Annotated in this window: 29 protein-coding genes; 2 read left to right on the plus strand and 27 right to left on the minus strand. The window is 63.1% G+C overall.

Annotated elements, in window-relative coordinates; translation table 11 throughout:
• Nucleotides 1-8: 8 nt before the first annotated feature.
• The 4 genes from ABWO90_RS18245 to petA form a co-directional block, all read right to left on the minus strand.
• On the minus strand, nt 9-620 hold the full coding sequence (locus ABWO90_RS18245; protein ID WP_353192648.1) for a glutathione S-transferase N-terminal domain-containing protein: 612 nt from the start codon (nt 618-620) through the stop codon (nt 9-11).
• Nucleotides 621-703: 83 nt separating this feature from the next.
• Nucleotides 704-1,423: a cytochrome c1 gene (locus ABWO90_RS18250; RefSeq protein ID WP_353192649.1), complete on the minus strand. Its 720-nt coding sequence runs from the start codon at nt 1,421-1,423 to the stop codon at nt 704-706.
• A 31-nt stretch (nt 1,424-1,454) separates the two neighbouring features.
• Nucleotides 1,455-2,840 (minus strand): cytochrome b, encoded by a 1,386-nt coding sequence (locus tag ABWO90_RS18255; protein WP_353192650.1) that lies wholly within the window; start codon nt 2,838-2,840, stop codon nt 1,455-1,457.
• Nucleotides 2,841-2,842: 2 nt separating this feature from the next.
• The gene (gene petA / locus ABWO90_RS18260) at nt 2,843-3,457 is read right to left on the minus strand and encodes a ubiquinol-cytochrome c reductase iron-sulfur subunit (protein WP_353192688.1); all 615 of its coding nucleotides are present in this window, start codon (nt 3,455-3,457) and stop codon (nt 2,843-2,845) included.
• A gap of 419 nt (nt 3,458-3,876) precedes the next feature.
• Here petA and mscL point away from each other — a divergent pair, with 419 nt between their 5' ends.
• On the plus strand, nt 3,877-4,323 hold the full coding sequence (gene mscL, locus ABWO90_RS18265; RefSeq protein WP_353192651.1) for a large conductance mechanosensitive channel protein MscL: 447 nt from the start codon (nt 3,877-3,879) through the stop codon (nt 4,321-4,323).
• A gap of 54 nt (nt 4,324-4,377) precedes the next feature.
• Here mscL and ABWO90_RS18270 read toward each other — a convergent pair whose 3' ends face one another.
• Nucleotides 4,378-5,127 (minus strand): Nif3-like dinuclear metal center hexameric protein, encoded by a 750-nt coding sequence (locus ABWO90_RS18270; RefSeq protein ID WP_353192652.1) that lies wholly within the window; start codon nt 5,125-5,127, stop codon nt 4,378-4,380.
• An 18-nt stretch (nt 5,128-5,145) separates the two neighbouring features.
• Between ABWO90_RS18270 and ABWO90_RS18275 the strand changes: the two genes are divergently transcribed.
• Nucleotides 5,146-6,363, plus strand: coding sequence for a Do family serine endopeptidase (locus ABWO90_RS18275; protein ID WP_353192653.1), 1,218 nt, complete (start codon nt 5,146-5,148; stop codon nt 6,361-6,363).
• A 163-nt stretch (nt 6,364-6,526) separates the two neighbouring features.
• Here the strand turns inward: ABWO90_RS18275 and tatC are convergent, their stop codons facing one another.
• The 22 genes from tatC to ABWO90_RS18385 all read right to left on the minus strand — a co-directional run bounded on the left by tatC (nt 6,527) and on the right by ABWO90_RS18385 (nt 22,236).
• Entirely contained in the window at nt 6,527-7,318 is a 792-nt protein-coding gene (gene tatC / locus ABWO90_RS18280; protein WP_353192654.1) for a twin-arginine translocase subunit TatC, read from the minus strand.
• Between the two features lie 65 nt (nt 7,319-7,383).
• On the minus strand, nt 7,384-7,926 hold the full coding sequence (gene tatB, locus ABWO90_RS18285) for a Sec-independent protein translocase protein TatB (RefSeq protein WP_353192655.1): 543 nt from the start codon (nt 7,924-7,926) through the stop codon (nt 7,384-7,386).
• 12 nt (nt 7,927-7,938) lie between these two features.
• Nucleotides 7,939-8,193 carry a Sec-independent protein translocase subunit TatA gene (gene tatA, locus ABWO90_RS18290; RefSeq protein WP_353192656.1) on the minus strand — a complete coding sequence of 85 codons (255 nt, stop codon included), beginning with the start codon at nt 8,191-8,193 and terminating at the stop codon, nt 7,939-7,941.
• Between the two features lie 369 nt (nt 8,194-8,562).
• Entirely contained in the window at nt 8,563-8,937 is a 375-nt protein-coding gene (locus ABWO90_RS18295; protein WP_353192657.1) for a histidine triad nucleotide-binding protein, read from the minus strand.
• Nucleotides 8,938-8,999: 62 nt separating this feature from the next.
• Complete coding sequence (locus ABWO90_RS18300) at nt 9,000-9,431, minus strand: DUF4870 family protein (RefSeq protein ID WP_353192658.1); 432 nt, start codon at nt 9,429-9,431, stop codon at nt 9,000-9,002.
• Nucleotides 9,432-9,543: 112 nt separating this feature from the next.
• The gene (locus ABWO90_RS18305; protein WP_353192659.1) at nt 9,544-9,900 is read right to left on the minus strand and encodes a phosphoribosyl-ATP diphosphatase; all 357 of its coding nucleotides are present in this window, start codon (nt 9,898-9,900) and stop codon (nt 9,544-9,546) included.
• Between the two features lie 5 nt (nt 9,901-9,905).
• The gene (gene hisI, locus ABWO90_RS18310) at nt 9,906-10,304 is read right to left on the minus strand and encodes a phosphoribosyl-AMP cyclohydrolase (RefSeq protein ID WP_353192660.1); all 399 of its coding nucleotides are present in this window, start codon (nt 10,302-10,304) and stop codon (nt 9,906-9,908) included.
• Between the two features lie 14 nt (nt 10,305-10,318).
• A complete protein-coding gene (gene hisF / locus ABWO90_RS18315) occupies nt 10,319-11,092 on the minus strand; it encodes an imidazole glycerol phosphate synthase subunit HisF (protein ID WP_353192661.1) in 774 nt (257 codons plus the stop codon).
• 38 nt (nt 11,093-11,130) lie between these two features.
• Nucleotides 11,131-11,880: a 1-(5-phosphoribosyl)-5-[(5-phosphoribosylamino)methylideneamino]imidazole-4-carboxamide isomerase gene (gene hisA, locus ABWO90_RS18320; RefSeq protein ID WP_353192662.1), complete on the minus strand. Its 750-nt coding sequence runs from the start codon at nt 11,878-11,880 to the stop codon at nt 11,131-11,133.
• Between the two features lie 202 nt (nt 11,881-12,082).
• Nucleotides 12,083-12,721, minus strand: a complete 639-nt coding sequence (gene hisH / locus ABWO90_RS18325; RefSeq protein ID WP_353192663.1) for an imidazole glycerol phosphate synthase subunit HisH — start codon at nt 12,719-12,721, stop codon at nt 12,083-12,085.
• Complete coding sequence (locus ABWO90_RS18330; RefSeq protein WP_353192664.1) at nt 12,718-13,344, minus strand: YchE family NAAT transporter; 627 nt, start codon at nt 13,342-13,344, stop codon at nt 12,718-12,720. Before ABWO90_RS18330 ends, hisH begins: the two co-directional genes overlap by 4 nt.
• A 112-nt stretch (nt 13,345-13,456) precedes the next feature.
• Nucleotides 13,457-14,044: an imidazoleglycerol-phosphate dehydratase HisB gene (gene hisB / locus ABWO90_RS18335; RefSeq protein ID WP_039375162.1), complete on the minus strand. Its 588-nt coding sequence runs from the start codon at nt 14,042-14,044 to the stop codon at nt 13,457-13,459.
• A gap of 28 nt (nt 14,045-14,072) precedes the next feature.
• On the minus strand, nt 14,073-15,137 hold the full coding sequence (gene hisC / locus ABWO90_RS18340) for a histidinol-phosphate transaminase (RefSeq protein WP_353192665.1): 1,065 nt from the start codon (nt 15,135-15,137) through the stop codon (nt 14,073-14,075).
• Between the two features lie 55 nt (nt 15,138-15,192).
• Complete coding sequence (locus ABWO90_RS18345) at nt 15,193-15,675, minus strand: hypothetical protein (RefSeq protein ID WP_353192666.1); 483 nt, start codon at nt 15,673-15,675, stop codon at nt 15,193-15,195.
• A 73-nt stretch (nt 15,676-15,748) separates the two neighbouring features.
• Nucleotides 15,749-17,071 (minus strand): histidinol dehydrogenase, encoded by a 1,323-nt coding sequence (gene hisD, locus ABWO90_RS18350; protein WP_353192667.1) that lies wholly within the window; start codon nt 17,069-17,071, stop codon nt 15,749-15,751.
• Nucleotides 17,068-17,748: an ATP phosphoribosyltransferase gene (hisG, locus tag ABWO90_RS18355; RefSeq protein ID WP_353192668.1), complete on the minus strand. Its 681-nt coding sequence runs from the start codon at nt 17,746-17,748 to the stop codon at nt 17,068-17,070. Before hisG ends, hisD begins: the two co-directional genes overlap by 4 nt.
• The gene (murA, locus tag ABWO90_RS18360; protein WP_353192669.1) at nt 17,745-19,085 is read right to left on the minus strand and encodes a UDP-N-acetylglucosamine 1-carboxyvinyltransferase; all 1,341 of its coding nucleotides are present in this window, start codon (nt 19,083-19,085) and stop codon (nt 17,745-17,747) included. The genes hisG and murA overlap by 4 nt, the downstream gene beginning before the upstream one ends.
• Nucleotides 19,082-19,321, minus strand: coding sequence for a BolA family protein (locus ABWO90_RS18365; RefSeq protein ID WP_023593882.1), 240 nt, complete (start codon nt 19,319-19,321; stop codon nt 19,082-19,084). The genes murA and ABWO90_RS18365 overlap by 4 nt, the downstream gene beginning before the upstream one ends.
• Before the next feature lie 17 nt (nt 19,322-19,338).
• A complete protein-coding gene (locus ABWO90_RS18370; RefSeq protein WP_353192670.1) occupies nt 19,339-20,094 on the minus strand; it encodes an ABC transporter permease in 756 nt (251 codons plus the stop codon).
• Nucleotides 20,091-21,017 carry an ABC transporter ATP-binding protein gene (locus ABWO90_RS18375; protein WP_353192671.1) on the minus strand — a complete coding sequence of 309 codons (927 nt, stop codon included), beginning with the start codon at nt 21,015-21,017 and terminating at the stop codon, nt 20,091-20,093. Before ABWO90_RS18375 ends, ABWO90_RS18370 begins: the two co-directional genes overlap by 4 nt.
• A 336-nt stretch (nt 21,018-21,353) precedes the next feature.
• Nucleotides 21,354-21,611 (minus strand): STAS domain-containing protein, encoded by a 258-nt coding sequence (locus ABWO90_RS18380; protein WP_023593879.1) that lies wholly within the window; start codon nt 21,609-21,611, stop codon nt 21,354-21,356.
• Nucleotides 21,612-21,615: 4 nt separating this feature from the next.
• On the minus strand, nt 21,616-22,236 hold the full coding sequence (locus ABWO90_RS18385; protein ID WP_353192672.1) for an MlaC/ttg2D family ABC transporter substrate-binding protein: 621 nt from the start codon (nt 22,234-22,236) through the stop codon (nt 21,616-21,618).
• Nucleotides 22,237-22,295 lie beyond the last annotated feature (59 nt).

Genomic DNA, 22,295 nt, shown 5'->3' on the forward strand with positions numbered 1-22,295 from the left:
TCAACGCATCAGCGACGCATGACCTTTTCGGACGGCGTCAGCGCTTCAATGTACGCCGGACGGCTGAAAATCCGCTCGGCATACTTCATCAACGGGGCAGCATTCTTCGACAACTCAATGCCGTAGTGATCCAGACGCCACAGCAACGGGGCAATCGCCACGTCCAGCATCGAGAACTCTTCACCCAACATGTACTTGTTCTTCACGAAAATCGGCGCAAGCTGCGTCAGACGATCGCGAATCGATGCACGGGCCTTCTCGTGCGTCTTCTCCGCCGCCTTGCCCTTCTCGTTCTCGAGCGAGCTCACATGCACAAACAGCTCTTTCTCGAAATTGAACAGGAACAATCGCGCGCGAGCACGCTGCACCGGATCGGCCGGCATCAGCTGCGGGTGCGGGAAACGTTCGTCGATGTACTCGTTGATGATGTTCGATTCGTACAGAATCAGATCACGCTCGACAAGAATCGGCACCTGACCGTACGGGTTCATCACCGCAATGTCTTCCGGCTTGTTGAACAGGTCAACGTCACGGATTTCGAAATCCATGCCTTTTTCGAACAAAACCAGCCGGCAACGCTGGGAGAAGGGGCACGTCGTGCCCGAGTACAAAACCATCATAGCGCGTCTTCCTTAAAAACCAACGGGGCCGGGGCGGGAAATCGGCGCTCCCCATACCCTGGCCCCGTCGTACAGACGTTATTTTACTTCACGTCCTTCCAATAGGCCGCATTCAGGCGCCAGGCCAGTACCGTAAAGAGTCCCAGGAACAACAGAACCCAGACACCCAACTGCCGGCGTGTCCGCTGAGCCGGTTCCGACATCCAATCCAGATAAGATACCAAATCCGCCATGGCAGAATCAAATTCCACAGGTTTCATCGTCCCCTGGGTGATCTGCACGAACTGCACCGGACCGTGCTCCGCCCCCTCGACATGCTTCACCCCCCGCTGTCCCTGCAACTGCCAGAACGGGTTCGGCATGGCCACATTGGGGTACGCCACGTTGTTCCAGCCCGTCGGGCGGGTGTCATCTCGATAGAACGTACGCAGATAGGTGTACAGCCAGTCCGTCCCCCGGGCCCGCGCCTCCACCGACAGGTCGGGCGGCGCAGCGCCAAACCACGACTTGGCGTCCGCCGCGCGCATGGCGACCGTCATCGTGTCGCCGATCCTGTCCGTCGTGAAAAGCAGATTGTTCTTGATCTCCACGTCCGACAGGCCCAGATCCTTCAGGCGCGAGAACCGCATCGACGCCGCCGAGTGACAGTTCAAACAGTAGTTCACGAACAGTTTCGCCCCGCGCTGGAGCGAAGCCAGATCGTCGATCCGGTTCGGCGCCGTGTCGAGCGCCGCCCCTTCTTCAGCCATGGCCGGCGCCGCAAAGCCACTCAAGAGCGCCAGGATAAGCAACAGTTTTCTCATCTTGATATCCCTAGTCGTCGTTGGCTTGCGCTCAATGCGCCGCGAAGGTCACGCGATCCGGCACCGGCTTGAAGGTGCCGCGCTTGCTCCACAGCGGCATCAGCCAGAAAAATCCGAAGTAATACAGCGCGCCGACCTGCGAAATGGCGGTCTTCACCGGCGTGGGTTCCTGGATCCCCAGATACCCCAGCACCGCGAAAACAACGACGAGAATACCCAGCAGCACTTTGTGGAAGCCCGGACGATAGCGAATCGACTTGACCGGGCTGTGGTCCAGCCACGGCAGGAAGAAGAGCGTCACCACCGCACCGCCCATCACCACCACCCCCCAGAACTTGGCTTCGGTCAGGTACATCGCAAGCAGCAACAACACTACGCCGCCAGACGCCGCAACCTTGGTGGTCGCCGCCGCCTTGCCCTTGATCCACCAGACCGCCGTAATGAGCACCGCCAGCCCCATCAGGATGTGCTTGAAATCGTCGGTCGTGGCACGCAGCATCGAGTAGAACGGCGTGAAATACCAGACCGGAGCGATATGCGGCGGCGTCTTGAGCGGGTCGGACGGGATGAAGTTGTTCGCCTCAAGGAAGTATCCGCCCATCGTCGGCGCGAAGAACACGATCGCCGAGAACACCATCAGGAACACGCCCACGCCCATGATGTCGTGCACCGTGTAGTACGGATGGAACGGAATGCCGTCGAGCGGGCGGCCATTGGCGTCCTTCTTGTCCTTGATCTCCACGCCGTCCGGGTTGTTCGAGCCCACTTCATGCAGCGCGATGATGTGCGCGACGATCAGGCCGATGAGCACCAGCGGAATCGCGATCACGTGGAACGCGAAGAAGCGGTTGAGCGTGGCGTCCGAGACGACGTAATCGCCACGAATCCACAGCGACAGATCCGGGCCGATGAACGGAATCGCCGAGAACAGGTTCACGATCACCTGCGCGCCCCAGTACGACATCTGGCCCCAGGGCAGCAGATAGCCCATGAACGCCTCGGCCATCAGGCACAGGAAGATCAGGCAGCCGAACACCCACACCAGCTCGCGCGGCTTACGGTACGAGCCGTACAGCAGTCCGCGGAACATGTGCAGATACACCACGACGAAGAACATCGAGGCGCCCGTCGAGTGCATGTAGCGGATGAGCCATCCCCACGGCACTTCGCGCATGATGTACTCGACCGACGCGAACGCCAGGTTGCCGTCGGGCTTGTAGTTCATCACCAGGAAAATGCCGGTGAGGATCTGGATCACCAGCACCAGCATGGCCAGCGATCCGAAGAAATACCAGAAGTTGAAGTTTTTTGGGGCGTAATACTCGGAAGCGTGGTCTTTCCAGAGCTGCGTGAGCGGAAACCGGCGATCGATCCAGCCCAGCAAGCCCGTCGTGTCGACCTGTTTGTCGGCGGCCATGTTTACGCTTCTCCTTTTTCGTCTTTACCGATCACGATCTTGTTGTCGTTCACGAACATGAAACGAGGAACGTCGAGATTCTTCGGTGCCGGCTTGTTCTTGAACACGCGACCCGACATGTCGTAGGTCGAGCCGTGGCACGGGCAGAGGAAGCCGGGATCATGGCCCAGCGCAGGCAGAGTGTCCGCCGCGTAAGGCCCGGACGGGATGCAACCGAGGTGCGTACAGATACCGACCACGACGAGCATTTCCTTGCGCGATTCGCGCGCACGGAACTCGTTCTTGGCATAGTCGGGCATCGGGTAGGAAAACGTCTCTTTCGAGTCCGGATCGGCCAGCTCCGACGTCACTTTGGACAGCGAAGCCAATTGCTCCGGTGTGCGATATACGATCCACACAGGCAGCCCACGCCAGGAAACCGTCATCATCTGGCCCGCCTTGAGGCCGCTGATATCCGCTTCGACCGGCGCCCCGCCTGCCTTGGCGCGCTCCGATGGTTGAAGGGAACTGACGAAAGGAACGAGAGTTACAACGCCGCCCACGCCTCCAGCTACGGACGTTGCAATCAGCAGATTCCGGCGATTACTGTCGACGGCCTTTTCTTGATTGTCACTCATCACAAGCCCCACACGGTTGAATTTGTATTTCCGTCAACCTTAAATCATACGCGAGCGTAAATGCCTGAAACAACGGCAAAACGCCCCAGTCTCCTAGTGGTTTTCGCGTATTTTCAAAGGATTAACGTACCCTGCGGGTGATTTGCGACCACCCGGGGTTTCGCTTCTGGGATGCTGCACGAGACCCGCTATGATCGCCGCTTTCGTTGACGTGCGCACGACATTTAGTAACATTTTCATTGTCGCGCCCTGATAACATCGGGGCGCACGACCTGAGGCATTCGCGTGACAATGACCGACGCGAACCCTGCCGTCGCCGTACAGGTCGCGGGACTTTACCGGTCAATCAATGCCAATTCGTGAGGGTCGGCGCAGCAATGCTTCCCCCCGGCCACTCATCAAAACAGCGGAGGAATGGCATGAGCTTCATGTCGGAATTCAAGGAATTTGCCGTCAAAGGCAACGTGATCGATCTGGCGGTCGGTGTGATCATCGGCGGTGCGTTCGGCAAGATCGTCGACTCGGTCGTCAGGGACCTCATCATGCCGATCGTCGGCGCCATCTTCGGCGGCCTCGACTTCTCGAGCAAGTTCATCGTGCTCGGCAGCATTCCGCCCAGTTTCCAGGGCAACCCGACGTCCTATGCCGACCTCACGAAGGCCGGTGTCGCCGTGTTCGGTTACGGCAACTTCATTACCGTCGCCCTGAACTTCCTGATCCTGGCGTTCATCATCTTTCTGATGGTCAAGCAGATCAACCGCCTCAAGCGCCCGGCCGCGGAAGCCCCGGCCGAACCGGCGCCCACGCCGGAAGAGGTCGTTCTGCTGCGCGAAATTCGCGACAGCCTCAAGAAGCAGAACGGGTAAGCACGCGCAAAGGGCGGTCTTGCACCGCCCTCGCCCGCGCCGGGCCGCATCCGGTCAGGCCGGATTCGTCATATCGAAGAACCGATGCTCGAGCCCGAAACGGCTGGCGATGTGCTCGCCAACCGCTCTGGCCCCGCCACGCTCGGTGGCGTGGTGGCCCGCCGCCAGGTACCCCACGCCGCTCTCGAGCGCGAGATGCTGGGTCGGCTCGGACACTTCGCCGCTGATATAGACGTCGGCTCCCGCCGCGATGGCCGCTTCGAAGAAACCTTGCGCCCCCCCGGTGCACCACGCCACACGGCGCACCGGACGGCTCGGGTCGCCGAGCATCAACGGCGCACGTCCCAGTTGTGTCTCGACGTGCGACGCCAGTGCGGCCAGTGTCGTCGGTTGCGAAGGCGCCCCCAACCAGCCGAGCTGGTCCGGCCCGAAACGCCCGCCATCGTCGGCAAAGCCTAGCAACTTGCCCAATTGCGCGTTGTTGCCCAGTTCCGGGTGGGCGTCGAGCGGCAGATGGTAGGCAAACAGACTCATGTCGTTGCCGATCAACAGTCCCAAACGACGACGCTTCATCCCGGTAATACGGGCATCTTCGTTCTTCCAGAAATAGCCGTGATGGACGAGAACGGCATCGGCGCCCCAATCGCGGGCCGCTTCGAGAAAAGCCAGGCTGGCGGTCACGCCGCTGGCGATTTTTCGGATGTCGCTGCGCCCTTCGACCTGTAGGCCGTTCGGGCAGTAATCGCGAAATTGCGCGATTTGCAGGGTATCGTTCAGATACAATTCGAGTTCAACACGATTCATATAAGGTCTCGCTCTTTCATGCTCAGACGCTTCTGGCTACTGTTCGCGCAAGCGGTCACCGTGCTGCTTGCGTTGCTTTTCATCATCGCCACACTCAAGCCTCAGTGGCTGCAACGCCAGGGTTCGTTCGGCAAGCAACTGGCAAATCCGATCATCGCCTTGCAGGAAGTCGGCCCGAGTCTGTCGGACAAGCCGGCTGTCGGCTCGTATGCCGACGGCGCGCAGAAGGCGATGCCCGAGGTCGTCAGCATTTTTTCCAGCAAGGAACAAAAGCAAAACCGCGACCCGCGTCTCGATGACCCGCTGTTCCGCTATTTCTTCGGCGACGGCGGCGGTACGGTGCGGCAAGACCCGGTCTCGAGCCTCGGCTCGGGTGTGATTGTGAGCAGCGAAGGCTATATTCTCACGAATCATCACGTGGTGGACGGCGCCGACGAGATCGAAGTCGCCCTCGCCGACGGCCGCAAGGCACGCGCCAAACTGGTGGGCAGCGATCCGGAAACCGATCTCGCGGTGCTCAAGATCACGCTCGACAATCTGCCCGCCATCACACTCGGCCGCATGGATCAGGTACGTGTGGGCGACGTCGTGCTCGCCATCGGCAATCCGTTCGGCGTCGGTCAGACGGTCACGATGGGGATCATCAGCGCGTTGGGCCGCAACCACCTCGATATCAGCACGTTCGAGAACTTCATCCAGACCGATGCGGCCATCAATCCCGGGAATTCCGGTGGTGCACTGGTCGACGTGAACGGCAACCTGCTGGGCATCAACACGGCGATCTACTCGCGTAGCGGCGGCAACATGGGCATCGGCTTCGCGATCCCGGTCTCCACGGCTCGCACGGTGCTTGAGAGCATCATCACCACGGGTACGGTCACACGTGGCTGGGTTGGTGTCGAGCCGCAGGACATTACCTCGGACATCGCCGAGTCGTTCGGCCTGAAGCAGGATTCGGGCGTCATCATCGCCGGTGTCGTGCAGGGCGGCCCGGCCGACAAGGCGGGCGTGCAACCGGGCGACATCCTGAGCAAGGTGAACGACGAGTCGATCCGCGACACCACCGAACTGCTCAACGTCATCGCGCAGATCAAGCCGGGCACGCAGACCAAGATTCACGTCACGCGCAAGAAGAAGGAACTGGATCTGACGGTTGTCGTCGGCAAGCGCCCGCCCCCGCCCAAGCGGCCGGTGCAGGACGAGGACGATGGCAGCGACGAGAACAACGCCGACTGACGGCGTCACGTTCCCGGCAAGACAAGACGGCTGCGCTTCGGCGTGGCCGTTTTTATTTGCTCCGTCCGACAACAAAAAAGCACGGGACGGGACCCGTGCTTTTCGGTTGATACTCACAACGACTCCGCAGGATCGGCTTACCCGCGGGTGGCATTCACGGCCCTTACGGCGCCGCCTGCCCGTTCCCTTCGCTGCCCTCGTCTGCGTGCTGGCCCTGCTTCACGAACACCCGCGCAGCAATCAGACCCAGCTCATAGAGAATGCACAGCGGCACGGCCAGCATCAGTTGCGACAGGATGTCGGGCGGCGTCACGACCGCCGCCAGCACGAACGCACCGACCACCACGTACGGACGGATCTGCTTGAGCTTCTCGATGCTCACCACGCCCATGCGTGCGAGCACCACCACCACGACCGGCACTTCGAAAGTCACCCCGAAGCATAGGAACATCGTGAGGATGAAACTCAGGTAGTTGTCGATATCGGTGTTCATCTCCGCACCCAGTGGCGCGTTGTAATGCGCCATGAAGTGGAACACCGTCGGGAACACCAGGAAGTAAGCGAACGCCATACCGGCAAGGAACAGCGTATAGCTGCTCACGACCAGCGGCATGATCAACTTCTTCTCGTGCTGGTACAGCCCCGGCGCCACGAAGGCCCAGACCTGATACAGCACGATGGGCAACGCAATCACGAACGCGACCATCATCGTGACCTTCATCGGCACGAAGAACGAACCGGTGATGTCGGTGACGATCATCTTGCCGCCTGCGGGCAGCGATTGCATCAGCGGTCGGGCGAATATCCGGAAGATGTCCGGTGCCCAGTAGACCAGCGAGAGGAACACCACGATGACGGCTGCACCCGCGCGAATGATGCGATTGCGCAGCTCGATCAGATGCGAGATGAAAGTCTCTTCGGTGCCCCCTTCGGGGATTTGCTTGTCGTCGCTCACGTCGACTTATCCAGGAATGAAGCCGGCACAGTGCCAGATGGCGGGAAGGTCGCGGCGGTTGTGCCTCAGAAGAACTTGGTGGGTCGACGCAGCTTGGCCGGCGTATGACGCGCCACGCGCGCCGCTCCCGACTGTACCCGGGTGCGTGTGACGCTGGCCTGCTTGAACCACATCGGCGTAGCAGCCCGGCGCACGCGCCAGTTGCGACGCTTGGTCGACCCGCGCACGCCCGATGTCACGACCGGCTCGCTGAGATAGCTGTCCGAGTAACCGGTGGCGGCGTCTGTGGCGCCGCCCGCCATCTCGCTGGTCGAGGTGCCCGTGGCACTCGCCCAGGCGTCGTTGAGCGACGCCTCCTGCTCGTGCAACTGCTTCTGAATCGTGTTCTGGGCGCTGCGGGCCGCGTCCTCGAACTGCGTGCGCATGTTGCGCAGCTCGTCGAGTTCCATCTCGCGGCTCACCTCGGCCTTCACATCGTTGATATAGCGTTGTGCACGGCCGAAGAGGGCGCCCGCCGTGCGGGCCACCTTCGGCAGACGCTCCGGACCGATCACGACCAGCGCAACCACGCCGATCAGCATCAGTTTGGAAAGGCCGAGATCGATCATGTCGACGCCAGCTTAGCCTTGCTTGTGGTTGCTTGCGTCCTTGGCCTGCACGTCGATGGTCGTCGCATCGCGCAGTTCCTTGGCAGCTGCCGCCGGGTCGTCCTTGGCCGACGGGGTGTTGCCATCGGTGCCTTCCTTCATGCCGTCCTTGAAACCCTTGACCGCACCGCCCAGGTCGCTACCCATGTTACGCAGCTTCTTGGTACCGAAAACCATCATCACGATCACCAGCACGATCAGCCAGTGCCAAATACTCAACGAACCCATGACCTCTCTCCTTGCGTTTCCCCACCCCTGCCGCCTTGCGACGGGGTCTCGTCTAGCCGCGTTACCCGGGCGTTTCCGCCCTCAGGCACGCGCCCTGTGTTTGCCCCCGTGCCCGCAGCAACATGCCCCATTGTGGCACATTGCGCGTCACGTCCTGCATCGTAACCGGGCCGGACACCGGGTAGAAATAAATGTTTCGTGAAACCTTCCGTAATGCGGGACAGTTGCACGTTCAGGCGACGTTGCGCGGCATTTCGTCACGCGAAATCAGCCCTTTCAGCCCCTCACTACCCGGCGCAACGCCCGGCGAAATCGGCGACTGTCAGGCGATCCGCTTCACGTCCGATTCACGCCCGCTTCACGTCTGACTCACATCCGCTTCCAGGGGCGTGGCCCGGCCAGAATGTGCATGTGAAGATGATAAACCTCCTGCCCGCCACCCGGTCCGGTGTTCATCACCACGCGAAAGCCATTGCCCTCGATGTTCGACGCGTCGCCGTCGAAGCGATAGCCGTGATCCGCCGCCAGCTTCGGCGCGAGCATCATCATCTTGCCCAGCAGCGCCTGGTCTTCCAGCTGGCAATCCTGCAGCGTGGCAATGTGCTTGCGCGGCACCATCAGCAGGTGCAGGTCGGCCGCCGGATTGATGTCCTTGAACACCACGACGTCGTCGTCGGCGTGGACCTGCGCGCTCGGGATCTGCCCGGCAATAATCTTGCAGAAGATACAGTTGTCGTGCGTCATGCGTATGTCTTCCTCTTGCTATCTCGACCGAATCCGATGCGCGGCCCGAAAGCGCAGCGCCCTCAGGTCCGCGTGGCGTACATGGGCTTGTTGTCGTTCAGGTAGAGCCAGCCCTTGACGATTCGGTACAGTGTCCAGATGCCCAGCACCCAGAGAATCGCGAAGCCGACCATCACCACGGCCAGCGCCACACCGAGCACGCCCCAGACCACCGACCACCAGAAGGTGCGGATCTGCCACGTGAAATGCGAGGCGTACAGGGTGCCGGCTGCGTCGTCGCGCTTGATGTAGTTGACGATGATCGCCACGATGGCGGTCACGCCGCCCGTGAGCCAGAACAGCGCATACAGCGCGTAGAGCACGTGCGTGAGCTTGCGCAACGCGCGCTCCTGTTCTTCGGTCGGACCAGTCTGGATAGGCGTCGTGTTCACTACGTAGGGATTGTCAGTGCTGCCCGGCGAGCCGGTCGAGCCAGGGGATTGCGGATCGTTCATGAGGCGTCTCCTCGCGTGAACCTGCTTGGGCGGGTTGGGGCCGGTCGGGGCCCGTTGCGCCTGTCTGTCCCGGCGCCCCGACGACGTCGGGCAGCCGGACGTTCGGCAGGCGTCAGTCGGCGTGTTCGCCGCGCGTGCCGCGCTGGGCCTTTTCGACCAGCCCCGACAGCCCTTCGCGGCGCGCCAGTTCGGCGAGCACTTCGCCCGGGCTCAGGTCGTGGTGCGCGAGCAGGACCATGCAGTGAAACCACAGGTCCGCCGTCTCATTGACGAGCTTCTGTCGCAGATCGCCGGCCCCGCCAATGCGGATGTCCTTCGCCGCGAGCACCACTTCGGTGGCTTCTTCGCCGATCTTCTTGCAGATCGCGTCGTCGCCCTTGTGAAACAGGCGGGCGACGTATGATTTGTCGGGATCGCCACCCTTGCGCGAGGCGATCACTTCGGCAACACGCTCGAGCGTATCGTTCATGGGGCTCACTTGTAGATCTTGTGCGGGTCCTTGAGCACCGGCTCGACGGTGGCCCAGCGGCCATCCCCGACGTTGCCCTCGAACTTCTGGAAGAAACAGGAATGGCGACCGGTGTGGCAGGCAATGCCGTCGATCTGCTCGACCTTGAGCAGCACCACGTCTTCGTCGCAATCCAGACGGATCTCGTGCACCTTCTGCACGTGCCCCGACTCTTCGCCCTTGTGCCACAGGCGTTTGCGCGAACGCGAGTAATAGACGGCCTCGCCGGTCTCGACCGTGCGCGCAAGCGCCTCACGGTTCATCCAGGCGAACATCAGCACGTCGTTGCTGCCGACTTCCTGCGCGATCACGGGCACGAGGCCCTGCGCGTCCCAACTTACCTTGTCCAGCCAGTCTTGCGTCATGATCCGAATTCCGTTCAGAGCCGCACCGAAATGCCCCGGTCGGCCATGAAGCGCTTCGCTTCGCCGACGGTGTGCTCGCCATAGTGGAAGATGCTGGCGGCGAGTACGGCATCGGCATGGCCATCGGTCACGCCGTTGGCCAGATCGGCCAGCGATCCCACACCGCCCGAGGCGATCACGGGAATGCTCACGGCGTCGGACACCGCGCGCGTGAGCGCCAGGTCGAAGCCGCTCTTCGTGCCGTCGCGGTCCATGCTGGTGAGCAGGATTTCGCCCGCGCCCAGCGCCTCGACCTGCTTCGCCCAGGCCACGGCTTCGAGGCCGGTGCCCTTGCGTCCGCCGTGCGTGAAGACTTCCCAGCGCGGCGGTTCGCCGTCGGCCGAGACACGCTTGGCATCGATCGCCACCACAATGCACTGCGACCCGTACTTGGCGGCCGCGTCGGCAACCAGTTGCGGGTTGGCCACGGCCGACGAGTTCATGCTGATCTTGTCGGCACCGGCGTTGAGCAGGCGGCGCACGTCGGCCACCTCGCGCACACCGCCACCCACGGTCAGCGGAATGAAGACCTGCGCAGCCACCGCTTCGATGATCGGCAGGATGAGGTCGCGCCCGTCGGACGTCGCCGTGATATCGAGGAACGTGAGTTCGTCGGCGCCCTGCTCGTCATAACGGCGGGCGATCTCGACGGGGTCGCCCGCGTCGCGAAGTTCGACGAAATTGACACCCTTGACCACGCGGCCGGCCGTCACGTCCAGACACGGGATGATGCGTTTAGCGAGAGCCATGATGTTGGCACGCGAGACGGCGGTTGCCGCAGTCTCGCTTATGCCGCTCCTTCGGAAAGCTCGTCGGCGCGCGTTTGCGCCGCCGCGAAATTCAGGTCGCCCGAGTAGATCGCGCGACCGCAGATGACGCCTTCGACGCCCTCGTTCTCGACCTTGCACAGCGCGTCGATGTCGCCCAGGTTCGACAAACCGCCGCTGGCGATCACCGGCACCGTCACGGCCTGCGCCAGGCGCACGGTCGCTTCGATGTTGATGCCCTGCAGCATGCCGTCGCGGCCGATATCCGTGTAGATGATCGACTCCACGCCGTAATCCTCGAACTTGCGCGCCAGATCCACGACTTCGTGGCCGGTGAGCTTGCTCCAGCCATCGGTGGCAACCTTGCCGTCCTTGGCGTCGAGGCCGACGATGATGTGGCCGCCGAAGGCGCTGCACGCGTCGCGCAGGAAACCCGGATCCTTCACCGCCGCCGTACCGATGATGACGTACGACAGACCGTCGTCGAGATAGCGCTCGATGGTGTTCAGGTCACGAATGCCGCCGCCCAGTTGCACGGGGATGTCAGCGCCCACTTCCTGAATGATGGCGCGGATAGCCGCTTCGTTGCGCGGCTTGCCAGCAAATGCGCCGTTCAGGTCCACCAGATGGAGTCGGCGCGCGCCTTGCTCGACCCAATGTCGGGCCATGGCGGCGGGCTCCTCCGAGAATACGGTGGCTTGATCCATGTCGCCTTGTTTAAGGCGAACACATTGACCGTCTTTGAGGTCGATGGCCGGGATGAGCAGCATAGGCAATCGTGAAACGTCGCTAGTGGGAAGTAAAAGAAAGTCGCGAATTACGCGGACAACACAAAACCGATCCCCGCCTTGCCGGGCAACGGCACATCGGAATCGGTTTCATCAACATGACACACAGTATAAGCGGTGAGAGCGTACACGCTCTGAAAGGCACGAGGGCTCGCAGCGCACAGGCGCGCCACCCCCGTCACGATCAGGGCTTCCACTGGGCAAAATTGCGATACAGGGCCAGACCGGCCTGCGCGCTCTTCTCCGGGTGGAACTGAGTGGCGAAGATATTATCTTGGGCCACTGCACAGGTAAAGGGCACACCATAGACCGTTTCACCGGCGGTCAGTTCGGGCTTCGCAGGCACCACATAGTAGCTGTGCACGAAGTAGAAATAGCTGTCGTCGGGCACGCCGGCCCAGATCGGGTGGTCCTGCGTCTGACGCACGCGGTTCCAGCCCATTTGCGGGATCTTGAAACGCGAGCCGTCATCTTGCAGGCGACCTTCGAGGTCGAAGCGCACCACGCGGCCCGGCATCAGGCCCAGCGCGGGCGTGTTGCCTTCGTCCGACATGTCGAACAGCATCTGCTCGCCCACGCACACGCCGAACATCGGCTTGGTGGCGGCGGCCTCGACGACCGCCTCACGCAGACCCGACTCGTTCAGGCAGCCCATGCAGTCGCGCATCGCGCCTTGCCCGGGGAGCACCACGCGGTCGGCGGCGCGAATCTCGGCGGCGTCGCTGCTGATGCTCACGTCGGCCTCGGGCGCCGCTGCACGCAACGCCTGGTAGACCGAGCGCAGGTTGCCCATTCCGTAGTCGACAATCGCAATCTTATTCATCTCAAACCCGGCAGCAGAATTTTTAAACCATCCACAATGAATTCAACGGCCAGCGCCGAGAGGATCAACCCCATGATGCGCGTGCCGATGTTGATACCCGTGCGGCCAAGCCAGCCTTCGATGCGCGAGGCGCTGCGAAGCGCCACCCAGCATACCGCGCCGACGCCGGCACCGATCGCCACGAGCGCCAGCATCTGCGCCCAGCCGTGGGCACGGCCGGAGTAGATGATCACGGTACTGATCGTGCCCGGTCCGGTCAGCAGCGGAATCGCCAGCGGGACCACGGCGATATTCGGCCGCTCCTCCGCCTCGTGACGCTCTTCGGCTGTCGCGCGCGTGTTCCCGGTCTGGGCGTTGATCATGTTCACCGCCATAAGCAGCATGATGACCCCGCCCCCGACTTCCAGCGACGCGATCGAAATGCCGAAAAAGCGGATGATCGCCTCGCCGAACAGGCCCGAGCCCGCCACCACCAACGCCACGGCAATCGCCGCCACCTTGATCGTATGACGCTTCTCTTCGCGCGTCTGCGACTGCGTCAGGCTGATGAACAGCGGGATCGCCCCCAGCGGGTTGATCAGGGCCAGCAGCGAGATGAAAAACTTGAAGACGTCGGGTGTCATAGGGGCACGCGGCGCCGGCATCCGGCCGGGCGATGATGCTTCGCAGGAGCGCCGGCACGCGTCGCCGGCGGGCTATCCGGCCGGCGTCTGGCGCCAGCCGGCCAGTCTCACGTTACAGGCTTCCCTTGGTCGACGGCACGACACCCGCGGCACGCGGGTCGATCTCGACCGCCATGCGCAGCGCGCGACCAAACGCCTTGAACACCGTTTCGCACTGGTGGTGGGCGTTGATGCCGCGCAGGTTGTCGATATGCAGCGTGACACCGGCGTGGTTCACGAAACCGCGGAAAAATTCGATGGTCAGGTCAACGTCGAAGTTGCCTACCCGTGCGCGCGTGAACGGCACGTGGAATTCGAGACCGGGACGGCCCGAGAAGTCGATCACCACGCGCGAGAGCGCTTCGTCGAGCGGCACGTAGCTGTGGCCGTAGCGCACGATGCCCTTCCGGTCGCCGATGGCCTTGGCCACGGCCATGCCCAGCGTGATGCCGACGTCTTCCACCGTGTGGTGATCGTCAATGAAGGTATCGCCCTTGGCTTCGACTTCCATGTCGATGAGGCCGTGGCGCGCGATCTGGTCGAGCATGTGGTCCAGAAACGGCACGCCGGTATCGAGCGTCTTCCGGCCGGTGCCGTCCAGATCGATCTTGACGCGTATTTGCGTTTCGCTGGTATCGCGAACGACTTCCGCAATGCGCATGATGGTGAGTTCTCGTCGTATAGCTTTGTTAGAGCGATTCGGCCAGGGCTTGGACCATGGCCGCATTCTCCGTGGGGGTGCCGACCGTCAATCTGAGGCAATTGGCCAGCAATACGTGCATTTTACCCACGTTTTTGATCAACACCTTGTGTGCCAGCAGGCCGGCGTGGGTTTTGTCGGCATCCGGCACACGGACCAGCACGAAATTGGCCCGGCTCGGGAAGACGGTCACCCCCGGCAGCGCCGCCACGGCAGTCGCCAGACGCTCGCGCTCGGCGCGCAATTCGGCCGCCTGCGCGTCGAGCACGTCGAGGTGATCGAGCATGAATTCGGCGCACGCCTGCGTGAGCACATTCACGTTGTAGGGCGGACGCACCTTGTCGAGCTGGTCCAGCCATTGCGCGCCGCCCGCCACGTAACCGAGTCGGATACCTGCCAGGCCGAGCTTGGAGACGGTGCGCATGACCAGCAGATTCGGGAACTCGGCCAGACGCGGCATCCACGTCTGGCCGGCAAACGGCTGGTACGCCTCGTCGATCACCACGAGCCCGCGACCGGCCGTACGCACGAGCGTTTCGATCTCGTCGTCGGCGAAGAGGTTGCCGGTCGGGTTGTTCGGATAGGCCAGATACACGACCGCCCCCGGATGCGCCGCAATCGCGTTGAGCATGGCCGGCATGTCGAGCGAAAAGTCGGCGCGCAGCGGCACGCCCACGAATTCGACACCCGCGAAGCGCGACGACATCTCGTACATGACGAAACCCGGCATCGGGGCAATGACCGCCGCGCCAGGACGCGCCGTGGCCATGGCGATCATGCTGATGATCTCGTCCGAGCCGTTGCCCAGCAACAGCTTCGCCCCGGCCGGCACGCCCATGGTCCGGGCCAGCTTTTCGAGCAACGCCTTCGGTTGCGGCGCCGGATACCGGTTCAGCGCCACGTCGGCCAGACGCTGGCCCAGCGCGGTGCGCAGGGCGTCGGGCAGGCCGTACGGGTTCTCCATGGCGTCGAGCTTCAGAAAGCCGCTCGCGTCAGGCACCGGATAAGAGTTCATGGCGAGCACATCGGGGCGGATCACTTGATCGACGGACATGGTGTAGGTGGCGATGAAAAGGTGCGAGGCGTTTGAATGGAGCGAAGGGGTTGAATCAGTTGAAAGCGAACGTCAGCCGCCCGGCATCGGCACCGTCGATCTTGACGGTACACCGGCGACCGGTTTCCACGCTGCCGAGGGCGTCGGTAATGCGCTGCAAGCGCACCCCCGTCTGCCAGGACAGCGCCTGCGCCACGGCCGGACTCACGCGAGCGGGCGATGCATTCGCCTCGCAGCGCATGGCGACCAGCCGGTTACCCACGCGTCCGAAGACCCCGTGACCGACTTCCTCGTCGGTACCGCGCAGGGCGGTTTTGCCATCGAGGCGCAGCACGTAGACGTCGTTATCGAAGGCCTGACGCCGCACGCACACCGTCATGCGCTCGACGGACGCGCCTTCGAACGTGGCGTGCTGACAATAGCTGCCGCCCGCATACGCGGCGGTGCTGGCCGTCCCCACAAAGGCGAACAGCGCGACAGCACGCAGCGCAGCCCGCACGAAGCGAGCTGGCAAACGACAGAAGGGGAAAGCAGACATTGCGCGGGTCCGACGCCGGGCGGTGGCCGACGTCGTGGGACAGTACGCGGGCCGCAGGGCGTCGTCGCGCATGTCAGGACTCGTGATGCAGACGGTATTCGGCGCTGCGCGCGTGCGCTTGCAGGCCTTCGCCGTACGCCAGTTCGGCAGCGATTTCGCCAAGCATGCGGGCACCGCCCTCGCTCACTTCGATCAGGCTGGAGCGCTTGATGAAGTCGTACACGCCCAGCGGCGACGAGAAGCGCGCGGTGCGCGACGTCGGCAGCACGTGATTCGGCCCCGCGCAGTAGTCGCCCAGGCTCTCGCTCGTGAACTTGCCAAGGAAGATCGCCCCGGCGTGGCGAATCTTGTCGCCCCACTGCTGCGGCGTTTCAGCCGAGATTTCGAGGTGCTCCGGCGCGATCACGTTGGCGATTTCGCAAGCCTCGGCCATGTCGCGCACCTTGACCAGTGCGCCACGGCCTTGCAGCGACGCGGCGATCACGTCGCGACGCGGCATGTCTTCGATCTGGCGCTCCATCGACGCGTGCACGCGGGCGATGTACTCATCATCCGGGCACAGCAGGATCGACTGCGCGAGTTCGTCGTGTTCGGCCTGCGAGAACAGGTCCATCGCGACCCAGTCGGGATCGGTCGTGCCGTCGCAGATCACGAGGATTTCGGACGGCCCGGCAATCATGTCGATACCGACGGTACCGAACACGCGACGCTTGGCCGCCGCCACGAAGGCGTTGCCCGGACCGACGATCTTGTCGACGGCCGGCACGGTCTCGGTGCCGTAGGCCAATGCGCCCACTGCTTGCGCACCACCGATGGTAAACACGCGGTCGACACCGGCGATATGCGCGGCGGCGAGCACCAGCGGGTTCTGCACGCCGTCGGGCGTGGGCACCACCATGATGATCTCTTTCACCCCGGCCACACGCGCCGGAATGGCGTTCATGAGCACCGACGACGGGTACGCGGCCTTGCCACCCGGCACGTAAATACCCACGCGATCGAGCGGCGTGACCTTCTGGCCCAGCACCGTGCCGTCCGACTCGGTGTATTGCCAGCTGTGGGTCCCGCACTCGATGCGTTGCTTCTCGTGGTACGCCCGCACACGTGCCGCCGCGGCTTCGAGTGCGGCACGGCGCTTCGGCTCCAGACCTTCGAGCGCTGCGGCCAGCGCTTCGGCGGGCAGCTCCAGCGCCGCCATATCGGGCGCGCTCAGACGGTCGAACTTGTTCGTATATTCGATGACGGCCGCATCGCCGCGCGTCTTCACGTCGGCAAGAATTTCGGCGGCCGCACGGTCGATGGCGGCGTCTTCACTCGCCTCGAATGCCAGCACTTCGCGCAGTTGCGTCGCGAAGCCTTCGGCACCGGAGTCGAGTTTGCGAATATCGAGTTTCATGCTGTTTGCCGGGATGCCTGCTCGAAGGCATCCAGAATCGGCTGCAACGACTCACGCTTGAGCTTGAGTGCAGCCTGGTTAATCACGAGACGGGACGAGATCTCCATGATCTCCTCCACTTCCACCAGATTGTTGGCCCGCAGCGTGCCGCCGGTACTCACCAGATCGACGATCGCGTCGGCCAGACCCACGAGCGGGCCCAGCTCCATCGAGCCGTACAGCTTGATCAGGTCGACGTGCACACCCTTGGCCGCGAAGTGCTCGCGCGCGGTTTGCACGTACTTGGTCGCCACCCGCAGGCGCGCGCCCTGACGAACCGCATTCGCATAATCGAAGCCCTTCGGTACAGCCACAGACATGCGGCAGCGGGCAATGTTCAAATCGATCGGCTGGTACAGGCCACCGCCGCCATGCTCGATGAGCACATCCTTGCCGGCGACACCGAAATCGGCGGCACCATATTGCACATACGTCGGCACATCCGTCGCGCGCACGATGATCACGCGCAGATTCGGATCCGTCGTCGGCAGAATCAGCTTGCGCGAGGTTTCCGGGTCTTCCGTGACTTCGATACCGGCGGCCGCCAGCAACGGCAGCGTCTCCGTAAAGATACGCCCTTTCGAGAGGGCGAGCGTCAGCGGTTGAGCGAGCGGCTGGGCCGACTTGGCGGAACTCATGCAATGTCTCCCTGGCGTGCTTCGACACGCCGGATTCGCGCGCCCACGGCGCACAACTTGGCCTCGATACGATGATAGCCGCGATCGAGGTGATGAATGCGGTCGACGAGCGTGCGGCCATCGGCCGTCAGCCCCGCGACGATCAGGCTGGCGGATGCGCGCAGGTCGGTCGCCATCACATGCGCACCCGACAGGCGATCAACGCCGGAAATGCGCGCCGTATTGCCTTCGATACCGATATTTGCGCCCAGGCGCATCAATTCCTGCACGTGCATGAAGCGGTTCTCGAAGATCGTTTCCACGACCTGCGACGCCCCCTCGGCAATGCAATTGAGTGCCATGAACTGCGCCTGCATGTCGGTCGGGAACGCCGGGTATTCCGACGTCCGGAAGCTCACGGCACGCGCGCGCCGGTCCATCGAGACACGCAGCCAATCCGCGCCGCCGCTCACGTTGGCGCCGGTCTCGCGCAGTTTTTCGATGACGGCGTCGAGCGTGCCCGGCACCACGCGACGCAGCGTGATATCGCCGCGCGTGGCCACCGCCGCACACAGGAACGTGCCCGCCTCGATGCGATCGGGCACGACATCGTGCGTTGCACCATGCAGGCGCGGCACGCCGGTGACCACCAGACGCTCCGTACCGATGCCCTCGATCTTCGCGCCCATCTTCACGAGCAACACCGCCAGATCGGTGACTTCCGGCTCACGTGCGGCGTTGGCCAGCACGGTCACGCCGTCGGCGAGCGCCGCCGCCATGAGTAGGTTCTCGGTGCCGGTCACGGTGATCATGTCGGTCACGAGCGTTTCGCCACGCAAACGCGGCGCCTTCGCGACGATGTCGCCGTGCGTGAGCGTGATCTCGGCGCCCATCTTCTGCAGGCCCTTGATGTGCTGGTCGACGGGGCGCGCCCCGATCGCACAGCCGCCCGGCAGCGACACGCGCGCCTCGCCACAACGGGCGAGCAGCGGGCCGAGCACGAGGATCGACGCGCGCATGGTCTTCACCAGCTCATACGGTGCGGCCGGCTCGGTGATCTGCGAGGCATCCAGCGTCACCGACTCGCCGTGACGCTCGACCTTCACACCCATGCGCGCGAGCAGCGTCAGCATGGTGCGCACGTCATGCAGGTCCGGCACGTTGCCCAGCACCAGCGGCTCGGCCGTCAGCAGGCTCGCGCACAGAATGGGCAGCGCCGCATTCTTGGCGCCCGACACGGTAATCTCTCCCGCCAGCCGCTCGCCACCTTCGATCTCGAGATGGTCCGCGGCCACACGCTCGCCGGCAGCCGCCTCGCCGTTGCCGGCTGCGCCAGCGCTTTCTTGCGTAATCCTCATTGCGCCTGATACTCCGCGGGCGTCAGGGTCTTCATGGACAACGCGTGAATCTCGGCCTTCATGCGATCGCCCAGCGCGGCGTACACGAGTTGATGGCGCGCGATGAGGCGCTTGCCTTCGAACTGCGCGCTCACGATGGTGGCGAAGAAGTGTTGACCGTCGCCTTCGACGGCAACGTGATCGCAAGCCAGACCGGCTTCGATGTACTGTTTGATTTGTTCGGGGGTGGGCAGCATTGCCGATCCTAAAGCGTTCAGTGACGCAGTTTGTAGCCGCGGCGCAGCAAATTCAGCGCCACGGTTGCGAGTATCAGAAAAGTCGCACCGACGACGGCGAGGCTGGTCTGCGGTGCTACGTCGGACACGCCGAAGAAGCCGTAGCGGAACCCGTCGATCATGTAGAAGAACGGGTTGAAATGCGACACAGCCTGCCACACCGGCGGCAGCGAGTGAATCGAGTAAAACACGCCCGCGAGGAAGGTCGCCGGCATGATGAGGAAGTTCTGGAACGCCGCGAGCTGGTCGAACTTCTCCGCCCAGATCCCCGCGATCAGCCCCAGCGTGCCGAGGATCGCGGCTCCCAGGAAGGCGAAGCCAAGGATCCACAGCGGTGCCGCGAACGACAGATGCGTGAACGCCACCGTGACCAGGAACACGCCCAGCCCGACGCACAGACCACGCACTACGGCCGCGAGCACATAGGCGCCATACATCTCCCAGTGCGAGAGCGGCGGCAGCAGCACGAACACGAGGTTGCCCGTGATCTTCGACTGGATCAGCGACGACGAACTGTTGGCGAACGCATTCTGCAACACGCTCATCATCACCAGACCCGGCACGAGGAACGACGTATAGGTGATCTGGTCGTAGACCTTCACGCGATCTTCAAGCACGTGGCCGAAGATCATCAGGTACAGCAGCGCGGTCAGCACCGGCGCGGCCACGGTCTGGAAGCTCACCTTCCAGAAGCGCAGCACTTCTTTATAAAACAGCGTGCGAAAGCCGATCATGCTGCCACCTCCTGCGCGCGCGAACCCGACATGATCTGCACGAACACGTCCTCGAGGTCGGCCTTCTGAATGTCGATGTCCTCGACGATGCCGCCCGCCGCACGACACGTGGCAAGAATCGATTCCACTTCGTCGCAACCGGCCAGCCGCAGCGCGAACTGACGCCCGCCGGTGTCCTGCCCGTCCACGAGCAACGGACGCAGTTCATCGGGCAGCGTGCCTTGCTTGAAGCGCAGCACGAGGCGCGTGCCCGCAAAACGCTGCAACAGCGACGCGGTGCGCTCGAGCGCCACGACTTCGCCGCGCTTGAGCATGGCGATGCGGTCGCACAGCGTTTCCGCTTCTTCGAGATAGTGGGTGGTCAGCACGATGGTGTGACCTTCGCGGTTCAGGCGCGAGATGAACTTCCAGAGCGTCTGACGCAATTCGACGTCGACCCCGGCGGTCGGCTCGTCGAGCACGATCACCGGCGGACGGTGCACGAGCGCCTGCGCGACCAGCACGCGACGCTTCATGCCGCCCGAGAGCTGACGCATGTTCGCGTCGGCCTTGTCCGTCAGATCGAGGTTGGCCATCACTTCGTCGATCCAGTCGTCGTTGCGCTTGAGCCCGAAATAGCCGGACTGGATGCGCAGCGTCTCACGCACGGAGAAGAACGGATCGAAGACGAGTTCCTGCGGCACCACGCCGAGCTTGCGCCGGGCGTTGCGGTAGTCGCGCACCACGTCGTGGCCGAGCACGCTGATACTGCCGGCATCCGCGCGCGCGAGGCCCGCGAGAATGCTGATCAGCGTAGTCTTGCCGGCGCCGTTGGGGCCGAGCAGACCGAAGAATTCACCTTCTTCGATCGAAAAGCTGACGCCCTTGAGCGCCTGCAACGCTTCATAGCGTTTCTTGACGTTACGGATTTCGATGGCGGCCATGACTGCACGCACCCGTCGACGGATGCGCCATTTTTATACTCCGGATGCCGCCGGCCCCGTGTGTCGCGCGCGAATGGCGGCGGCAATGCTGGCGGCTTCGGTGCCCGGAAGGGGGATAACTGCCCAAAATCGGCAGAAAACCCCTGATTATAAAGGAATCGGGGGGCGCCCGCCGTCACGACCAGCCGAACGCCCCCTTGCCCGACGTAACTCCGGTAACGCGCCGGGTCGCGATCGCGTCACCTCGTCGCATGCTGTCTCATGACATCCGCCCATGAAAAAAGCGCCGTACGGAGACGGCGCTTTCGATCGGGGGCGGCAGTCCGGCCAGACGAATCAGCTCGAGAGCAGATGGTCGACACCGTACACCAGCGCGAGACTGGCCAGTCCGGTCGGCAAGTTAGTGAACGCCAACGTCGCACCACGCCGACTCGCATGGCGACGCAAGGCCAGCAGCACGGCGAGCGCCGACGAGTCGAAGTGCGTCAGGCCCGCGCAATCGATCTGGGTCTCGCCCGCGTCGATGCGATCGATGGCCTGCGCGAGGACGTCGCCGGCGGTGTCGTGAGTGAGGTCGGTCTGCAACGCGAGCATGCGCTTACTTGCCGCCTGCAAGTTGCTGGTTACGTTGCGTCAGGAACTGGATCAGGCCGTCGATACCCGAGGCGTTAACCTTCTCCGCGAACTGATTGCGATACGTCTGCACCAGCCATGCGCCGAGCACGTTCAGGTCGTACAGCTTCCACTCGCCGCTGGCCGTCTTGTACAGACGATAGTCGAGCTCGATCGGCTGACCGTTGTTCACGACATCCGTGTAGACGACCACGTCGGTATCGCCCGGCTGTGCGCGGAACGGCTTGTAGTTGACCTGCTGGTCGCGAATCTGGGCGATGGCGCCTGCGTACGTGCGCAGCAGCAGTTGTTTGAATTGCTCGGTCAATTGCTGACGCTGTTGCGGCGTCGCGTTGCGCCATGCCGCGCCGGTCGCCAGTTGCGTCGTACGCGTGAAGTCGGCGTGCGGCATGATCTTCTGCTCGACCAGCTTGGTGATGCTGTTCAGATCACCCTTCTGGATGTTCGGATCGCTCTTGGCCGCAGCCATCACTTCCGTGACCGTCTGCTTGACCAGCGCATCCGGGGCTTGCGCCTGTGCCATTGCCGAACCCGCGGCGGTGTACGTCATGAATGCCATGACGGGAATGAGCCAGAACTTCTTCATTGTGGACTTCCTCTTTCGAGTGACGAGTGTTGCGGGTTTGGATACCCGCGTTGCGTCGT

Source organism: Pandoraea pnomenusa, from assembly GCF_040391475.1.
In the GTDB taxonomy this organism is placed as follows: domain Bacteria; phylum Pseudomonadota; class Gammaproteobacteria; order Burkholderiales; family Burkholderiaceae; genus Pandoraea; species Pandoraea pnomenusa_C.

What these genes read in the sequence shown, in the direction of transcription:
- ABWO90_RS18245 (WP_353192648.1), bottom strand. Translation starts at nt 620, where the DNA reads ATGATGGTTTTGTACTCGGGCACGACGTGCCCCTTCTCCCAGCGTTGC.
- ABWO90_RS18250 (WP_353192649.1), bottom strand. Translation starts at nt 1,423, where the DNA reads ATGAGAAAACTGTTGCTTATCCTGGCGCTCTTGAGTGGCTTTGCGGCG.
- ABWO90_RS18255 (WP_353192650.1), bottom strand. Translation starts at nt 2,840, where the DNA reads ATGGCCGCCGACAAACAGGTCGACACGACGGGCTTGCTGGGCTGGATC.
- petA (WP_353192688.1), bottom strand. Translation starts at nt 3,457, where the DNA reads ATGAGTGACAATCAAGAAAAGGCCGTCGACAGTAATCGCCGGAATCTG.
- mscL (WP_353192651.1), top strand. Translation starts at nt 3,877, where the DNA reads ATGAGCTTCATGTCGGAATTCAAGGAATTTGCCGTCAAAGGCAACGTG.
- ABWO90_RS18270 (WP_353192652.1), bottom strand. Translation starts at nt 5,127, where the DNA reads ATGAATCGTGTTGAACTCGAATTGTATCTGAACGATACCCTGCAAATC.
- ABWO90_RS18275 (WP_353192653.1), top strand. Translation starts at nt 5,146, where the DNA reads ATGCTCAGACGCTTCTGGCTACTGTTCGCGCAAGCGGTCACCGTGCTG.
- tatB (WP_353192655.1), bottom strand. Translation starts at nt 7,926, where the DNA reads ATGATCGATCTCGGCCTTTCCAAACTGATGCTGATCGGCGTGGTTGCG.
- tatA (WP_353192656.1), bottom strand. Translation starts at nt 8,193, where the DNA reads ATGGGTTCGTTGAGTATTTGGCACTGGCTGATCGTGCTGGTGATCGTG.
- ABWO90_RS18295 (WP_353192657.1), bottom strand. Translation starts at nt 8,937, where the DNA reads ATGACGCACGACAACTGTATCTTCTGCAAGATTATTGCCGGGCAGATC.
- ABWO90_RS18300 (WP_353192658.1), bottom strand. Translation starts at nt 9,431, where the DNA reads ATGAACGATCCGCAATCCCCTGGCTCGACCGGCTCGCCGGGCAGCACT.
- ABWO90_RS18305 (WP_353192659.1), bottom strand. Translation starts at nt 9,900, where the DNA reads ATGAACGATACGCTCGAGCGTGTTGCCGAAGTGATCGCCTCGCGCAAG.
- hisI (WP_353192660.1), bottom strand. Translation starts at nt 10,304, where the DNA reads ATGACGCAAGACTGGCTGGACAAGGTAAGTTGGGACGCGCAGGGCCTC.
- hisF (WP_353192661.1), bottom strand. Translation starts at nt 11,092, where the DNA reads ATGGCTCTCGCTAAACGCATCATCCCGTGTCTGGACGTGACGGCCGGC.
- hisA (WP_353192662.1), bottom strand. Translation starts at nt 11,880, where the DNA reads ATGCTGCTCATCCCGGCCATCGACCTCAAAGACGGTCAATGTGTTCGC.
- hisH (WP_353192663.1), bottom strand. Translation starts at nt 12,721, where the DNA reads ATGAATAAGATTGCGATTGTCGACTACGGAATGGGCAACCTGCGCTCG.
- ABWO90_RS18330 (WP_353192664.1), bottom strand. Translation starts at nt 13,344, where the DNA reads ATGACACCCGACGTCTTCAAGTTTTTCATCTCGCTGCTGGCCCTGATC.
- hisB (WP_039375162.1), bottom strand. Translation starts at nt 14,044, where the DNA reads ATGCGCATTGCGGAAGTCGTTCGCGATACCAGCGAAACGCAAATACGC.
- hisC (WP_353192665.1), bottom strand. Translation starts at nt 15,137, where the DNA reads ATGTCCGTCGATCAAGTGATCCGCCCCGATGTGCTCGCCATGAACTCT.
- ABWO90_RS18345 (WP_353192666.1), bottom strand. Translation starts at nt 15,675, where the DNA reads ATGTCTGCTTTCCCCTTCTGTCGTTTGCCAGCTCGCTTCGTGCGGGCT.
- hisD (WP_353192667.1), bottom strand. Translation starts at nt 17,071, where the DNA reads ATGAAACTCGATATTCGCAAACTCGACTCCGGTGCCGAAGGCTTCGCG.
- hisG (WP_353192668.1), bottom strand. Translation starts at nt 17,748, where the DNA reads ATGAGTTCCGCCAAGTCGGCCCAGCCGCTCGCTCAACCGCTGACGCTC.
- murA (WP_353192669.1), bottom strand. Translation starts at nt 19,085, where the DNA reads ATGAGGATTACGCAAGAAAGCGCTGGCGCAGCCGGCAACGGCGAGGCG.
- ABWO90_RS18365 (WP_023593882.1), bottom strand. Translation starts at nt 19,321, where the DNA reads ATGCTGCCCACCCCCGAACAAATCAAACAGTACATCGAAGCCGGTCTG.
- ABWO90_RS18370 (WP_353192670.1), bottom strand. Translation starts at nt 20,094, where the DNA reads ATGATCGGCTTTCGCACGCTGTTTTATAAAGAAGTGCTGCGCTTCTGG.
- ABWO90_RS18375 (WP_353192671.1), bottom strand. Translation starts at nt 21,017, where the DNA reads ATGGCCGCCATCGAAATCCGTAACGTCAAGAAACGCTATGAAGCGTTG.
- ABWO90_RS18380 (WP_023593879.1), bottom strand. Translation starts at nt 21,611, where the DNA reads ATGCTCGCGTTGCAGACCGACCTCACTCACGACACCGCCGGCGACGTC.
- ABWO90_RS18385 (WP_353192672.1), bottom strand. Translation starts at nt 22,236, where the DNA reads ATGAAGAAGTTCTGGCTCATTCCCGTCATGGCATTCATGACGTACACC.